This is a genomic window from Microbacterium sp. CSI-V (assembly GCF_001984105.1).
In the GTDB taxonomy this organism is placed as follows: Bacteria; Actinomycetota; Actinomycetes; order Actinomycetales; family Microbacteriaceae; genus Microbacterium.
Window position 1 is genome coordinate 582901 of the sequence record NZ_MTQM01000008.1, and the last position, 14555, is coordinate 597455.

Here is a 14555-nt window from a genome sequence, read left to right on the forward strand (position 1 = left end):
CTGCTGCCGGGAAATGCCCGTCAGCCGTTCTAGTCCGAAGGAGGTGGGTTAGTGACGCACCAGTACGAACTCATGGTCATCTTCGACCCCGAGATCGACGAGCGCCAGGTCGCTCCGAAGCTCGACGGGTTCCTCAAGGTCATCACCAACGATGGGGGAACCATCGAGAAGGTGGATGTCTGGGGACGCCGCCGTCTGGCCTACGAGATCAAGAAGAAGAACGAGGGCATCTACGCCGTCGTCGACTTCACCGCCACGAGCGAGGCCACGCAGGAGCTCGACCGCCAGCTGAAGCTGAGCGAGCAGATCATGCGTACCAAGGTCCTCCGTGCGGAAGAGGCCATCGCGCAGGTCGCCGCCGAGGCGAAGCGCTCCGAGGAGAAGGCCGCCCGCAAGGCCGCCGCTCCCCGCAAGGTCGAGTCCGCCGAGAAGGCTGCGAAGTAACGACGATGGCCGGCGAAACCGTCATCACCGTCGTGGGGAACCTCACGGCCGACCCTGAACTGCGGTACACGCAGAACGGGCTGCCCGTGGCGAACTTCACCATCGCGTCGACCCCCCGCACGTTCGACCGTCAGGCGAACGAGTGGAAGGACGGCGAGGCGCTCTTCCTGCGCGCCTCGGTGTGGCGCGAATTCGCCGAGCACGTCGCCGGATCGCTGACGAAGGGGTCCCGCGTCATCGCGACCGGTCGCCTGAAGCAGCGCTCGTACCAGGACCGCGAGGGCAACAACCGCACCTCGATCGAGCTGGAGGTCGACGAGATCGGCCCCTCGCTCCGCTACGCGACCGCGCAGGTCACCCGTGCCGCCTCTTCGGGTGGCGGCGGTGGCGGCGGTCAGCGGGCGCAGGTGCAGCAGGGCTCCGACGAGCCGTGGTCGACCCCCGGGTCGAACCAGGGCGGCGGCGCCGATGCATGGAGCACTCCCGGTTCCTACGGAGACGACACCCCGTTCTGATCTCGCTACGCCTCACGGCGTGACGACCCCCGAAATTCCGGATGCCGAGCCCGGACGCCGCAAGCGCCTCCGGCATCCGAATCCACACGAAAGAAGGAAGCATGGCTGGAAAGGCCACTGGCGACCGCCGCAAGCCGCGGAAGGGCGCGAAGAACGCAGCCCCCGCGAAGGCGATCCGCGTCGGCGTCATCGACTACAAGGACGTCCCCACCCTCCGCAAGTTCATCTCGGAGCGCGGCAAGATCCGCGCCCGTCGTATCACCGGTGTCTCCGTGCAGGAGCAGCGTCTGATCGCCCGCGCCATCAAGAACGCGCGCGAGATGGCTCTCCTGCCCTACGCCGGCGCCGGCCGCTAAGGAGCACCCGATGGCAAAGCTGATTCTCACGAATGAGGTCACCGGGCTCGGAAGCGCCGGTGATGTTGTCGAGGTCAAGAACGGGTACGCCCGTAACTACCTCATCCCGCAGGGCTTCGCCGTGTCCTGGAGCCGCGGTGGCGAGAAGCAGGTCGCGTCGATCCGCGCCGCTCGCGAGTCCCGCGCGATCCACGACCACGAAGAGGCCGTGGCCCTGAAGAACACGCTCGAGTCGAACACCGTCAAGCTGGCCGTCAAGGCCGGTGCCGAGGGTCGCCTGTTCGGTTCCGTCAAGACGGGCGACGTCGCCGACGCGGTCAAGGCCGCCGGTCTCGGTGAGCTCGACAAGCGCAAGATCCAGATCACCTCGGCGATCAAGTCGGTGGGCGAGCACGAGGCGACCGTTCGTCTCCGCGACGACCTCACCGCCGTGATCACCCTCCAGGTGGTCGCCGCGAAGTAATTCGCGTCTGAGAACGGCCCCGGTCCCGCTTCGGCGGGCCGGGGCCGTTCTGCGTCGGGACGGGTTGCGGTGTTGGCTGCGGTGCTTCGGCGGGCGCTGGGGTTGCTGCGGTTGCGGCGTTGGCTGCGGTGCTTCGGCGAGGGCGGCGCTGCTTGGGGGTTTGGGGCGCGATTCGTCGTTTGGGGCGTGAATCTCGCGCCCCAATGCGCGGAATCCGCCCCAAACGGGCTGTGCTTCGGCGTCGGGGGGCGCGGCTCGGCGACCCGAACGGGGAAGGTGACGCGGCCTCGCGACACGCGGCCGTCACACCGCGTCCCTAGGCTGGGCGGCATGACCGTCGATCGCGCACCCGAGCGCCCGCGGGTCGTGCTGTATTCGGCATCCCTCGTCGTCCCGATCACCGCCCCGCCCATCGTCGAGGGGGCGATCGCCGTCGCCGGCGGGCGCATCCGTCACGTCGGCGACCGCGAGTGGGTGCGGCACGAGCTGCGCCAGCGCGGCGTCGACTTCGACGAGGTGCACTGGCCCGGCATCCTGACGCCCGGCCTCGTCAACGCGCACTCGCACCTCCAGTACACCGGCATGGCCGAGGTCGGGCGCGGCTCCTACACAGGGTTCGAAGACTGGGCCGCGGCCTTCCAGCCGGTCTACGAGTCGGGCCTGGATTGGGCGATGGATGCCAGGGCGGGCGCCGCGCAGATGATCGCCGCCGGCACGACCGCGGTGGCCGACATCGTGACCGACGTCGAGGCGGCATCCGCGTTGCATGACGCTCGGCTCCACGGCATCACCTACTGGGAGGTGATGAGCTGGACCAACGCCGCGTGGGCCGAGCGGGGGAGGGCCGAGGTCGAGGCGCGGCTGGACTCGCTGCCGTCGCCGCCCGGAACCGGCCTGTCGCCGCACGCGCCGTATTCGCTCGACGTCGAGCCGCTGCTCGAGATCCCCGACATCGTGCGCGAGCGGGGGAGCCGGCTGCACATCCACCTCGGCGAGGCCGCGTTCGAGCGCGAGCACGGAGAGGCGCTGCCGTGGCGGGAGCGGCGTCCGGCGAGCTTCCAGGCGTTGCGCGACGAGGGCTTCGGGACGGGCGCGACGGAGTTCGTCGACGAGCTCGGCGTGCTCGGGCCCGACTGCCACATCGCCCACGGCGTCTACATGACGGCGCGCGACCGGTCTGTCCTGCGGCAGCGGGGGACCACCGTGGCCCTGTGTCCGCGGTCGAACGCCGTGATCGGACTCGACGAGCCGCCCGTCGCGGCGTACCTCGTGGAGGGCAACGCGATCGCGGTCGGCACCGACTCGCTGTCGTCGACTCCGTCGCTGGATCTGCTGGGCGACGTGGCCGCACTGCACCGTCTGGCGCGGCACCAGGGCTACGCCCACCGCGACCTGTCGGCGCTGCTGCTCCGCGCCGCGACGCTCGGGGGAGCCCACGCCATGGGACTCGACACCGGGCCGCAGCGCACCGGCTACCTCGCCGTGGGTGCCGTGGCCGACCTCGCGTTCTTCGACGTCGACGTGGCCGCCGCCGACGACATGATCGAGCGGCTCGTGGTCGACGGCGCCGGGCGCGCGGCCGCGACGTTCATCGACGGCGAGGTGCGCTTCGCATCCCCCGCTTTCACCCGAGAGACCGGAGTGTCCCGTGACTGACGACCGCCCCACCACCGCCCGGCTGCTCGACCTCGAGCAGCACCCCGAGGGCGGATGGTTCCGCCGCATGTGGACCGGCACGTACGCGGTCGACACCCCCGCGGGTGCGCGTCCCGCGGCGACGCTGATCCACTACCTGCTGACCCCGGGCGAGCACAGCGCGTGGCACGTCGTGACGAGCGACGAGGTGTGGCTGTGGCACGGACCGGGGCGGCTCGAACTGTCGTTCGGCGGCGATGGGGCTGCGCCTTCGGATGCCGTTCCGGTCGTCCTCGGCGCGGACCTCGCGGCGGGGGAGAGGCTGCAGGCAACCGTCCCCGCGGGCGTCTGGCAGTCGGCGCGTCTCGTCGACGACGCCGAAGCGGTCGTGAGCTGCCTCGTTTCGCCGGGGTTCAGCTTCGAGGACTGGCGCCTGGCCGACTGAGGCACCGCGCGGCGCGTTCGGCCCGCGGCCGCGGCGTCGCGCGCTGCGCGAGCGGAGGAGTTTCTGCCGAGGGAGGACGCCGCCGCGGGTTTCGCTCCTCCGCTGGCCGATTCTCCTCCCCAGTGCGGGGCGTGGCCGCGGTCGCGGCGTCGACCGGGCGGCCGACGCCGGACATGCCGGACACCGGATGCCATGCCCCCAATGAGTCACGGCATCCGGTGCCCCGTCGGGAGAGGCCGGAGCCCCTCCTCAACGGGTGTCAGGCAGTGAGGCGGCGACGGATGACCAGCGCCCCTCCGATGGCCAGCAGGAGCAGAGCTGCGGTGAGCAGACCCCACACCATGCCGCCGCTGACTCCGGTGACGGCGAGCGAACCCTGAGCCGCGGCCGTCGACGACACCGCCGCCGACGACGACACGGACGCGACCGAGCCGGTCACGCCGGACGTTCCGGGCATGCCCGGGGTTCCGGGGGTGCCGGGCGTTCCGGGCGTTCCCGGGGTTCCCGGGGTTCCGGGGGTGCCGGGCGTTCCGGGCGTTCCCGGGGTTCCGGGGGTTCCGGGCGTGCCCGGGGTTCCCGGGGTTCCGGGCGTACCCGGGGTTCCGGTCTCCGAACCCGTCGTGGTGCTGTCGCCGATGATCGACACCGCGTTGCCGCCGATGGTGACGGGCAGGTTGATCGGGATGATCAGCTGGTTGCCGCCGAGGATGCTGTCGGTGCCGTCGGTGGTGACGTCGCCGATCAGGCCGCCGGAGCCGCCGCCGGTGGTGGTGGCGTCCTCGGAGGTGCTGTCGCCGATGCCGGAGACCGCGTTTCCGCCGATGGTGACGGGTAGGTTGATCGGGATGATCAGCTGGTTGCCGCCGAGGATGCTGTCGGTGCCGTCGGTGGTGACGTCGCCGACGCCGCCCGTGGAGCCGCCGCCGGTGGTGGTGGCGTTCTCGGTGTGGCTGTCTCCGATGCCGGACACGGCGTTCCCGCCGATGGTGACGGGCAGGCTGATCGGGGCGATCAGCTGGTTGCCGCCACCGAGGCTGTCGGTGCCGTCGGTCTCGACGTCGCCGACGCCGCCGCCCGAGCCACCGCCGGTGGTGGTGGCATCCTCGGTGTGGCTGTCTCCGATGACCGAGACGGCGTTGCCGCCGATGGTGACGGGAACCGACACGGGCAGGACGGCCTGGTTGCCGCCGAGCACGCTGTCGGTGCCGTCCGTCTCGATGTCGCCGGCGCCGCTCGAGGCGGAGCCGCCGGTGGTGGTGGCATCCTCGGTGTGGCTGTCTCCGATGACCGAGACGGCGTTGCCGCCGACGGTGACGGGCGCCGAGACCGGAGCCTCGACCTGGTTGCCGCCGCCGAGGCTGTCGGTGCCGTCGGTGGTGACGTCACCCGAGCCGCCCGAGGCCGAGCCGCCCGTGGTGTCGGCGTCCGACGAGTGGCTGTCGCCGATGACCGAGACGGCGTTGCCGCCGACGGTCACGGGCACATCCACCGAGACGATGCCTTGGTTGCCGCCGAGGATGCTGTCGCCTCCGTCGGTGCTGGCTTCCGGCGCCGGCTGTGACGCGGGCGCCGAGGTCTCGGCATCCGAGGAATGGCTGTCTCCGATGACCGACACGGCGTTGCCGCCGATGGTGACGGGCAGGTCGACCGAGATGATCGCCTGATCGCCCGAGAGGAGGCCGTCGGTGCCCGACGTCTCCGCGGCATTGGCCATGCCGGCTCCGACGACGGCCAAGCCGCCGCCGATCAGCGCGCCGAGGATGGCACGCGAGTAGATCTTGCGCATGAGAGTTCTCTCCTGAGTTGTGAATGAGGTGCGCGGAACGCGCGGGACCGTCTGTCGTGCCGGGGCACGACGCGGCCCGCCTCAGTCAGGGGAGACGTCGGTGGCGAAGGTGGGAGCGCCGGGGAGATCGTCGTCGACGAGTGCGCTGCGGAAGAGAAGAACGAAGGTCGGCGAGCCGGAACGGTCGTCGAGGCGCGCGGCGGTGGGCCCGCCGGCTGCCGACGAGAAGGATGCCGAAGCCGAACCCGGGATGCCATCGCCCAGGCCGTAGCCAACGGGCGTCTCGGTGAGCGGCGTCGTGCCGTGGGCAGAGGTGTGGCCCGGGACGCTGTCCGTCGCGGTCGCGGCGAAGGCTTCGGCGGGCGCCTCGACTGGCGCGGCCGTGGCGTTGATGGCGCTCGGCACGGCCGCGGGGCGAGCTGCGGATGCCGTGGCGGGAGCCGGGACGAAGCCCTCGGCGGGATGGTCGGTCTGCGTCGGCGTCGAGGGGTCGATGCCCCCGCCGGGGAGCGAGCCGCCGCCCGGGAGGGTAGGGAGGATCGGGTCGGTGGAGGGCGCCGTTCCGACGACCACCGGAAGTGTCCCGTCGACGGTGTCGACCACGCCGGTGACGACGTCGTCGAGGCCGATGCCCGAGACGATTCCGCCCACGACCGGGACCGCGACGACGGTATCGACCACCGGGGTGACGATCGTTCCGACGACCTCCGACGAGGCGACGTCCGACACGGTGTCGGTGACCGTGTCGACGGCGCTCGCCGCGGTGTCGTCGACCGTGTCGACCACGGTGTTCACGGTGTCGACCGTGGTCTCGGTGACCGCGCGGACCGGCTCGCTCACGGGCGCGGGGACGACCTCTGCGACGGGAGCCGTCACGGGCTCGACCGCCTGGACCACGGATGCCACGGTGTCGTCGACCACGCCGCCGACGGCCCCGGTGGTGCTGTTCACGGTGTCGGAGACGAGGCCGAGGAGACCGGAGCCGGAGTCGTCGTTCGCCGACGCGGAGGACGACGAGAAAGTGAGGGAGAGGAACACCCAGGCCAGTGCCGCGACGAACGTCCACCCGAGCACGCGGAGCGCCGGGATCGCGCTTCGCCGGGTCACGGCATCCATGTCTGACTCCCCATAGTCCATAGACACTCGCCTATGACGTGTCTATGGCGGGCGACTCTACGCCGGTCCCCCGGAGAAGGCCAGAGGCTCAGGGAACGCCCAGTTACCACGCGGTGTCGACCGGGGAACCGACCGACACGCCGCACGTGAACATAACTTGACAGCCGCCGCGGTTCTCACTAGCTGTTCCGCGAAGTTATCCCCCGTGTTGTCCACACACTTTTGTCAAGTCGAGCAACCTTCAACCCATTCTTCAACCAGGATTCCCACAGCTTTCCTGTGGAGAGAGAAACACCAGATCAGAGGATTCTTCGAGAGACAGTTTCCACATCATCCACGGAGTTGTCCACAGGAGTTGTGCACAGCAATCGCGGCGTTTCTCTCAAGCTGTCCACAGAGTTATCCACAGGGCTGTTTGCGTGGAGGAGGGGCGGTCCTTAGCGTGGGTGCATCCCATCGGGCACACCCGCTCCACTCACGCGCGTCGATGTCGGAGGTCGGTGATTTGATGCTGCCCGAGGTCGTCATCCGATGCGTCGATTGCGCTTCCTGTGCGCGAATCGGCCGGTGGGGGAGTGCGTCCGAAACTGAGAAGGAGTGCCTGTGTCGATCACCGACATCGCCAACGAGCGTCTCGGAGGGTCGTCGCCGCGGCCGGAGCGCACCCCGCCGCACGACATCCTGGCGGAGCAGAGCGCCCTGGGCGGAATGCTGCTGTCGAAGGACGCCGTGGCCGACGTCATCGAGACGCTCCGCGGGCCCGACTTCTACGTGCCGAAGCACGAGCTGATCTTCGAGGCGATCCTCACGCTCTACTCGCACGGCGAGCCGACCGACGTCGTCGCCGTCACCGACGAGCTGATCAAGACCGGTGAGCTGCAGCGCGCCGGTGGTGCCGACTACCTGCACACGCTCACCTCGATCGTGCCGACGGCCGCCAACGCCGGCTACTACGCGTCGATCGTCGCCGAGCGCGCGCTGCTGCGCCGCCTGGTCGAGGCGGGCACGCGCATCGTGCAGATGGGTTACGCGGGCGAGGGCGACCCGACCGAGCTCGTCAACAGCGCGCAGGCCGAGATCTACAACGTGTCGGGCGACGACAGCGCCGAAGATTACATCCCCCTGACGATGGCGGTGGATGCCGCGGTCGAAGAGATCGAGGCCGCTCGCGGTCGCGACGGGTCGATGACCGGCATCCCGACCGGCTTCGCCGGGCTCGACCAGCTGACCAACGGTCTGCACCCGGGTCAGATGATCGTGCTCGCCGCGCGTCCCGCCATGGGTAAGTCGACGCTAGCGCTCGACTTCGCCCGCGCCGCCGCGATCAAGTCGAACGCGCCCTGCATCTTCTTCTCGCTCGAGATGGGGCGCAGTGAGATCGCGATGCGCCTGCTGAGCGCCGAGGGATCGATCCCGCTGCAGAGCATGCGCAAGGGCACGCTCGACTCGCGCGACTGGACGACGGTGGCCTCGACCCGCGGTCGCATCAACGACGCGCCCCTGTACATCGACGACAGCCCGAACATGACGCTGGTCGAGATCCGCGCGAAGTGCCGACGCCTGAAGCAGCGCGAGGGTCTGAAGATGGTGGTCATCGACTACCTTCAGCTGCTCACGAGCGGCAAGCGCGTCGAGTCGCGTCAGCAGGAGGTCAGTGAGTTCTCGCGTGCGCTGAAGCTGATGGCGAAGGAGCTGCAGGTTCCGGTCATCGCGCTGTCGCAGCTGAACCGTGGTGCCGAGCAGCGCGCCGACAAGAAGCCCGCGCTGTCCGACCTGCGTGAGTCGGGATCGATCGAGCAGGATGCCGACATGGTCGTGCTCCTCCACCGCGAGGCCGCGTACGAGAAGGACTCGCCGCGTGCCGGCGAGGCCGACCTGATCGTGGCGAAGCACCGTAACGGCCCGACCGACACGATCACCGTGGCGTTCCAGGGGCACTACTCCCGGTTCGCCGACATGGCGCCGGGGATGTAGTCGGTTCACCGACCGAATCGGGTGACTCGTGAAGCTCCTCCTGACCTCCGGCGGAATCATGAACGACAGCATTCGTTCGGCGCTCGTCGAGCTGCTCGGTCGGCCGATCGAAGAGTCTCGCGCGCTGGTCGTTCCGACCGCGCAGTGGGGACACCCGATGTGCTCGCCGGAGAGCGTGTGGCGCACGGTCGCGGGCCGGTGGGGCGCGCAGGCCGGTCTCGTCGATCTGGGCTGGAAGTCGGTCGGCGTCCTCGAGCTCACGGCGTTGCCCACCATCGGCGAGGAACGGTGGATGCCATGGGTCCGCGAAGCCGACGTGCTGCTGGTGGATGGCGGCGAGGCGGTCTACCTGGCGCACTGGATGCGGGAGTCCGGGTTCGCGGCGCTTCTCCCGTCGCTCCGCGACACGGTCTGGGTCGGTGTGAGCGGCGGCAGCATGGTGTTGACACCGCGCATCGGGCCCGAGTTCGTCGAGTGGCGACCGGACGGCACCGACGAGACGCTCGGCCTCGTCGACTTCTCGATCTTTCCGCACCTGGACTATCCGGGCTGGTCGTTCAACACCAGCGAGAACGCACGGCGGTGGGCGGCGAACATCGCCGGGCCGGCCTACGCGATCGACGACCAGACGGCTCTCGCGGTGGTCGGCACTGACGTGCGGGTGGTCTCCGAGGGGCGCTGGGAGTTCTTCGACGGCGGTCCGGGCGAGCGCGGACGGGCGTAGCATCCGGGGCCCCGCCACACTAGGGAGCATCCGTGCCGTGAGGGAGTCCCTGTCAATACACCCCCCGAGGGGGTCTCCCACCCCGCGCGTCGACCCGATTCACTCGGACGCAGACGTATTCCCGCGGTCGGACGGAGGACGCTGTGACACGAAGACCAGGCCCGTGGATGGTGGTGCCCGTGGCGGCATCCCTGATGCTCGCACTCGGTATGACCGCCTGCAGCGGCGCGACAGGTCGACCCGAGGACGACACGTCGGCCTCCCCACCCGAGGAGGCGCCGGCGGCTGAGACGAGCGCTCCCGCCGCGACTCCGGCGCCGGAAGAGACGGGCGACGAGGTCGTGGGAACGTCGGTGCGATTCACCACCGGCGACGTCGACATCGAGGTGATCATCGATGAGGACACCCCCACGACCCGGTCATTCCTGGCGATGCTGCCGATGACGCTGGAATTCTCCGACTTCGGCGGCAAGGAGAAGGTCGCAACTCCCACCGGCGAGTGGGACTTCACCGACGCGGCAGGTGTGAACCCCCAGGTGGGGGATCTGTTCTCCTACACGCCCTGGGGAAACCTCGGGTTCTTCTACAACACGGACGGCAACACGTTCGACGCCTCCCTGACCCGGATCGGGTCGACCACCGATGTCGACCAGATCGAACTGCTCGACGGCCAGCGGGTCACCATCGCCATCGCACGCTGAGAAGGGTGCGTCCGGCGATGACACCGCACCCGCCGACGCTCATCTGGCGAGTCTGCCCTCGGATGTCGCCGTGGTGGGCCTCAGGACCCTCGCCGCCTCCGCCGAGCACACCGGCATCACCTTCCCGCAGGCAGCTGACCCACCCATGTGCTCCTCGGAGGGAGCCAAGCCGCACCCGCCGCGGTGGGCGGGCGCCTGTCACTCCACCCAGAACCCCACCGCGCACAGCAACCGCGTCTCGTCGTCCGCGCCGGCGGGCGGCTCGATCGCCGGCGGGAACACGCCCCACTGACGCCACTCGTCGGCGTGCGGAACGACGTGTTCGTTGAGCCCGTCGATCAGTTCGGGGGAGAGGTGGAACGGGATGCCGAAGTGCTTCGCGATCGCGTACGCCTGGAACGCGCGGTAGGTCGCCATGTGCGCGAAACCCTCGCCCGCCGGGTAGTCGCCGTACGTGAACCGGAACGTCTCCGCGAACTCGCCCGTGCGAACGGCCGCTGTAGCCACGTCGTTCAGCGCGTCGTACGAGGCGATCGGGTCGTCGCCGAGCAGGTCGGCGTCGGCGTACGGGTCGCCGTCGGCGGCGGCGCGTCCGGCGATCACGTCGGGGATCCACGCTTCGTCGTAGGCGTGCCGGCCGATAATGCCGAGCAGCGTCGGCGATTCGAGCTGGCTCCACTCCTTCGGAACGGGGGCCGAGAAGTCGGCGGGATCGATGCGGTCGATGACTTCGCGAATGGCGGCGTCGGCATGGAGGAAGAGCTCGTCCGGTTTCATGGCGCCGACCGTACTCCCGGCCGCCGACATCGACCAGGCCCCGGGAGTACTGTTCACTCATCCGTGCTGAAGCCTGAGGAGGTGGTCCCCGTGAACGAATCGACGTGGGTGCTCCTCGGCGGAGTCACGGTCGGGCGCTAGGTCGCCCGGGAGCACCCCCACCCCGTGCTCCCGAAAGGCATGACCATGCGCTTCACCTCACACACCCTGCTCGACGACGGCGTCCTCGAGCGCGAATTCACGCTCGCCGGTTTCACCGGCATCCTGTGGATGCCACCCACCGCCACCCCGTCATCGCCGGTGCCGCTGCTCCTCCTGAACCAGCCCGGCGGCTTCGGCACGCGCCAGATGTACACACGGCTCGTTGCCCGCGCGACGGCGGCCGCAGCGGAGGGCTTCGCGTCGGTGACGATCGAGCTCCCCGGCACCGGTGATCGCCCGCCACTGCCCGGCGCCGACAAGGCTCGGGCCGACCTGCGCGCCGCGCTCGCCGCGGGCGAGAAGCCGAGCGACGACGTGATCGACCGGCTCATCCTCCCGCTCGTGGATGCCGCCGTCCCCGACTGGCAGGCCACCCTGGATGCCGTGCTCGAACTGCCCGGGATCGGCACCAGGGTCGGCTTCTCCGGCGGAGTCATCGCCATCGGCGTCCGCCTCGCGGCCACCGACCCGCGCATCGCGGCCGCGGGGCTCTTCGCCGGTAGCTACGCGCCGCGCTCGACGATGGAGGAGGCGCGGGGGATCAGCATCCCGATCCACGTCCTTCTGCAGTGGGACGACGAGGGCAACGACCGTCAGTCAGCGCTCGACCTGTTCGACGCGTTCGCCTCGCGCGAGAAGACGCTTGTCGCCAACATGGGTGGCCACACGGGCGTTCCGGCGTTCGCGGGAGAGGATGCCGGGAGGTTCTTCGTGCAGCATCTTCAGGGGTGAAAGCAACGTCGGCTGTCGTGTGGGTGCCTGCAACCTCGACTCGCACCACGCGCTGCCGCACCTGTCCGACGGTGCCTGCTCACGCACGCGGCAGCGGTCGACGGTGCGTCCGCGGCGAAGGGTGTCGCCGCGGACGCACGAACGCGCCAGGTCGCCCGAGCTGAATCCCTGACCTGGTCGGCCCTCCCCAACGGCCAGCTACCCGACCGCCACCCCTGGACCCGCGATCTACCTCGCCATGCGTTGTGATCTCGGAGCGCGTGCGGTGGTCGACGTTCGCGGTAGAGCGGTGCAAGGCACGCTCCTGGTGGCGGCCGAGCGCACGGTCTAGCAAGTGGTCGCGAGGGAGTAGATGAGGCTGCCGCCGTCGGTGTCGCTGATGTGGGTGACTCCGGCGGGAGAGGTCTTGGTCCAGGCGCCTTGGTTGGCGGATCGGTACAGGTATCCGTCGCTGCCGACGAAGAACGCGTACACGTTGGCGCCCTGGGTGCCGAGTGCGACTTCGCCGGCGGTGATGCCGGCGGGGAGCGCGGGAAAGGCATTGTTGTTCGCGCTGCTGCCGACAGTGGTGCCGGTGCTGTAGATGAGGCTGCCCGCGTTGGTGCTGCTGATGTGGGTGACTCCGGCGGGGGAGGTCTTGGTCCAGGCGCCTTGGTTGGCGGATCGGTAGAGGTATCCGTCACTGCCGACGAAGAACGCGTAGGAGTTGCTTCCCTGGCTGCCGTATGCGACTTCGCCGGCGGTGATGCCGGCTGGGAGCGCCGGGTAGGCGTTGTTGTTCGCGCTGTTACCGACGGTGCTGCCGGTGCTGTAGACGATGCTGCCGGCATCGGTGCCGCTGATGTGGGTGACTCCGGCGGCGGAGGTCTTGGTCCAGGCGCCTTGGTTGGCGCTCCGGTAGAGGTAGCCGTCGCTGCCGATAAAGTACGCGAAGACGTTGGCGCCTTGGGTGCCGATTGCGACTTCGCCGGCGGTGATGCCGGCGGGGAGCGCGGGAAAGGCATTGTTGTTCGCGCTGCTGCCGACGGTGGTGCCGGTGCTGTAGATGAGGCTGCCCGCGCTGGTGTTGCTGATGTGGGTGACCCCGGCCGGAGAGGTCTGGGTCCACGGGCCCTGGTTGGCGGATCGGTAGAGGTAGCCGTCGCTGCCGACGAAGAACGCGTAGGTGTTGCTTCCCTGGCTTCCCCACGCGACGTCGCCAGCGGTGATGCCGGCGGGGAGCGCGGGGTAGGCGTTGTTGTTCGCACTGAACCCCACCAGCTTGCTGGCGGCTGCCGGAGCAGTCACTGTCGCAGTGGCTTGGGCGGCCCCCGAGGAGATCGCCGCAAGTGTGCCATTGCTGCCCTGCGAGGGCACGTCGATCGCTGGTAGATTCACGCGGCCGCTGCTGTCGCTGACCTGCGTGTTCGTGGTCGTTCCGTCGGCGAACGTGTACCCGTCGCTCAACGTCGTGGTGACGGAGCGGCCGGCGGTGGGGACGCCTCCGACGGTGACGGTGACGTAGGCGCCGGTGATGGTGCTGCAGGCGGTGCCGTTATAGCTGGCCTGGTTGAAGGCGAGGACGGCGGCGGTGGAGGCGGATGCCGCGGGGGCGACGGTGGCGACGGCGATGGCGGGGATGGTCCAGGCCGCGCCCTGCAGGATCGTGCGGCGATTCAGATCAGGGGGGGTAATAGCTGAGGTGTTGTCGGGTGTCTGAGACATGGCGGTGCCTTTCGGGTGAGGTCGTTGCTGAGATGACCGGTAACGGTCGATTCTCCGAACTACCGAGTGAACGCCGGGCCGCGATGGCGTCTCGCGCCTTGGTGGTGAAGCTCACACTGGCTAGCCCGACGAACTCCCGTGCGCCGTGGCTACGCGGTATCTCGCGAGCAATCTGTGCTCCCGGGGCTGGCCAACGGTGATGGCTCGGCGGGCCACCATTCGCGAAGCACCCTCCAACTCACCTCCTCTGGCCATCAGGTTCGCCAAGCGACGTTTGGCGTCCATTCACTCAGGCGGCGGTAGGGATGCGTCGGCCTTGATCGGCTGTCGGCGCAACGTCAGGTCAATGGGTGTCGAGGGGCCGGTGCTGCTCGCGTCGATGCCGACGGTGCCGGCGTTGCTGCTGGGGCGGCGGAATGACGTGTTGGCGTGGAATCCGCTGGGGCATGCGCTGGTGGCGGGGCATCTGGCGTTCACGGATCCGGATGATCCGGCGACGCGTCCGAACCAGATGCGGCTGCTGTTCCTCGACCGGCACACGCGTGAGCTGCATCGCGACTGGGCGGACGAGGCGGCGTCGGCGGTCGCGTCGCTGCGGTATGTGGCGGGGCAGTATCCGGACGATCGCGCGCTCGCCGAGCTCGTGGGGGAGTTGTCGATGAACAGTCGGGAGTTCGCACGCCTGTGGGCGAAGCACGACGTGCGGCTGTGTTCGAGCGGAACGAAGCGGTTGCAGCACTCGCAGGTGGGCGACCTGGACCTGCATCACGAGGTGCTGCACCTGCCCGACAGCAACGGCCAGCGGCTGCTGACGCACGCGGCGGCGGCGGGGAGTGCAGCAGCGGACGCGCTTGCGCTGCTCGCCTGAGGGCGCGGTGTTGGGCGAATGGATGTCACGCCCCACCTCGGAGCTGCTCGATCAAGACCACTCTGACCGGGGCGCGAACGTCACAAGCCCGATTCGCTCCGGGATGTCGAGTCC

The 14555-nt window shown here is 69.5% G+C and carries 15 protein-coding genes; 11 read left to right on the forward strand and 4 right to left on the reverse strand.

Annotation, left to right across the window (positions count from 1 at the left end):
- The first annotated feature begins 51 nt into the window (after positions 1-51).
- The 6 genes from rpsF to CSIV_RS09340 all read left to right on the forward strand — a co-directional run bounded on the left by rpsF (position 52) and on the right by CSIV_RS09340 (position 3858).
- Positions 52-444, forward strand: coding sequence for a 30S ribosomal protein S6 (gene rpsF, locus CSIV_RS09315; RefSeq protein ID WP_022879872.1), 393 nt, complete (start codon positions 52-54; stop codon positions 442-444).
- Between the two features lie 5 nt (positions 445-449).
- Positions 450-959, forward strand: coding sequence for a single-stranded DNA-binding protein (locus tag CSIV_RS09320; RefSeq protein WP_077051099.1), 510 nt, complete (start codon positions 450-452; stop codon positions 957-959).
- A gap of 101 nt (positions 960-1060) precedes the next feature.
- Positions 1061-1315 (forward strand): 30S ribosomal protein S18, encoded by a 255-nt coding sequence (gene rpsR / locus CSIV_RS09325; RefSeq protein WP_055832386.1) that lies wholly within the window; start codon positions 1061-1063, stop codon positions 1313-1315.
- Positions 1316-1325: 10 nt separating this feature from the next.
- Positions 1326-1778 carry a 50S ribosomal protein L9 gene (gene rplI, locus CSIV_RS09330; RefSeq protein ID WP_077051100.1) on the forward strand — a complete coding sequence of 151 codons (453 nt, stop codon included), beginning with the start codon at positions 1326-1328 and terminating at the stop codon, positions 1776-1778.
- Positions 1779-2108: 330 nt separating this feature from the next.
- Positions 2109-3434: an amidohydrolase family protein gene (locus CSIV_RS09335; RefSeq protein WP_077051101.1), complete on the forward strand. Its 1326-nt coding sequence runs from the start codon at positions 2109-2111 to the stop codon at positions 3432-3434.
- Positions 3427-3858 (forward strand): cupin domain-containing protein, encoded by a 432-nt coding sequence (locus CSIV_RS09340; protein WP_077051102.1) that lies wholly within the window; start codon positions 3427-3429, stop codon positions 3856-3858. Before CSIV_RS09335 ends, CSIV_RS09340 begins: the two co-directional genes overlap by 8 nt.
- A gap of 259 nt (positions 3859-4117) precedes the next feature.
- Here CSIV_RS09340 and CSIV_RS18570 read toward each other — a convergent pair whose 3' ends face one another.
- Positions 4118-5644, reverse strand: coding sequence for a chaplin family protein (locus CSIV_RS18570; protein ID WP_077051103.1), 1527 nt, complete (start codon positions 5642-5644; stop codon positions 4118-4120).
- A gap of 81 nt (positions 5645-5725) precedes the next feature.
- A complete protein-coding gene (locus CSIV_RS09350; protein ID WP_077051104.1) occupies positions 5726-6760 on the reverse strand; it encodes a hypothetical protein in 1035 nt (344 codons plus the stop codon).
- 603 nt (positions 6761-7363) lie between these two features.
- Here CSIV_RS09350 and dnaB point away from each other — a divergent pair.
- The 3 genes from dnaB (at position 7364) to CSIV_RS09365 (ending at position 10159) form a co-directional block, all read left to right on the forward strand.
- Positions 7364-8734: a replicative DNA helicase gene (dnaB, locus tag CSIV_RS09355; RefSeq protein ID WP_083735083.1), complete on the forward strand. Its 1371-nt coding sequence runs from the start codon at positions 7364-7366 to the stop codon at positions 8732-8734.
- Between the two features lie 28 nt (positions 8735-8762).
- The gene (locus tag CSIV_RS09360) at positions 8763-9458 is read left to right on the forward strand and encodes a Type 1 glutamine amidotransferase-like domain-containing protein (protein ID WP_077051106.1); all 696 of its coding nucleotides are present in this window, start codon (positions 8763-8765) and stop codon (positions 9456-9458) included.
- A 143-nt stretch (positions 9459-9601) separates the two neighbouring features.
- Positions 9602-10159 carry a cyclophilin-like fold protein gene (locus tag CSIV_RS09365; RefSeq protein ID WP_238592355.1) on the forward strand — a complete coding sequence of 186 codons (558 nt, stop codon included), beginning with the start codon at positions 9602-9604 and terminating at the stop codon, positions 10157-10159.
- A 198-nt stretch (positions 10160-10357) separates the two neighbouring features.
- On the opposite strand, the gene CSIV_RS09370 is transcribed toward CSIV_RS09365, so the two are convergent.
- On the reverse strand, positions 10358-10936 hold the full coding sequence (locus tag CSIV_RS09370; RefSeq protein ID WP_077051394.1) for a hypothetical protein: 579 nt from the start codon (positions 10934-10936) through the stop codon (positions 10358-10360).
- A 186-nt stretch (positions 10937-11122) separates the two neighbouring features.
- Between CSIV_RS09370 and CSIV_RS09375 the strand changes: the two genes are divergently transcribed.
- Positions 11123-11869, forward strand: a complete 747-nt coding sequence (locus CSIV_RS09375) for an alpha/beta hydrolase (protein ID WP_077051395.1) — start codon at positions 11123-11125, stop codon at positions 11867-11869.
- 327 nt (positions 11870-12196) lie between these two features.
- On the opposite strand, the gene CSIV_RS09380 is transcribed toward CSIV_RS09375, so the two are convergent.
- Positions 12197-13573, reverse strand: a complete 1377-nt coding sequence (locus CSIV_RS09380; RefSeq protein WP_077051108.1) for a hypothetical protein — start codon at positions 13571-13573, stop codon at positions 12197-12199.
- A 346-nt stretch (positions 13574-13919) separates the two neighbouring features.
- Between CSIV_RS09380 and CSIV_RS09385 the strand changes: the two genes are divergently transcribed.
- Entirely contained in the window at positions 13920-14441 is a 522-nt protein-coding gene (locus CSIV_RS09385; protein WP_238592356.1) for an MmyB family transcriptional regulator, read from the forward strand.
- The last annotated feature ends 114 nt before the right edge of the window (positions 14442-14555 follow it).

Bases quoted from the DNA above. Each gene is read 5' to 3' on its own strand.
- rplI (WP_077051100.1), top strand. From the start codon at position 1,326: ATGGCAAAGCTGATTCTCACGAATGAGGTCACCGGGCTCGGAAGCGCC.
- CSIV_RS18570 (WP_077051103.1), bottom strand. From the start codon at position 5,644: ATGCGCAAGATCTACTCGCGTGCCATCCTCGGCGCGCTGATCGGCGGC.
- CSIV_RS09375 (WP_077051395.1), top strand. From the start codon at position 11,123: ATGCGCTTCACCTCACACACCCTGCTCGACGACGGCGTCCTCGAGCGC.
- CSIV_RS09385 (WP_238592356.1), top strand. From the start codon at position 13,920: ATGGGTGTCGAGGGGCCGGTGCTGCTCGCGTCGATGCCGACGGTGCCG.
- CSIV_RS09320 (WP_077051099.1), top strand. From the start codon at position 450: ATGGCCGGCGAAACCGTCATCACCGTCGTGGGGAACCTCACGGCCGAC.
- CSIV_RS09380 (WP_077051108.1), bottom strand. From the start codon at position 13,573: ATGTCTCAGACACCCGACAACACCTCAGCTATTACCCCCCCTGATCTG.
- CSIV_RS09370 (WP_077051394.1), bottom strand. From the start codon at position 10,936: ATGAAACCGGACGAGCTCTTCCTCCATGCCGACGCCGCCATTCGCGAA.
- CSIV_RS09350 (WP_077051104.1), bottom strand. From the start codon at position 6,760: ATGGATGCCGTGACCCGGCGAAGCGCGATCCCGGCGCTCCGCGTGCTC.
- rpsR (WP_055832386.1), top strand. From the start codon at position 1,061: ATGGCTGGAAAGGCCACTGGCGACCGCCGCAAGCCGCGGAAGGGCGCG.
- CSIV_RS09335 (WP_077051101.1), top strand. From the start codon at position 2,109: ATGACCGTCGATCGCGCACCCGAGCGCCCGCGGGTCGTGCTGTATTCG.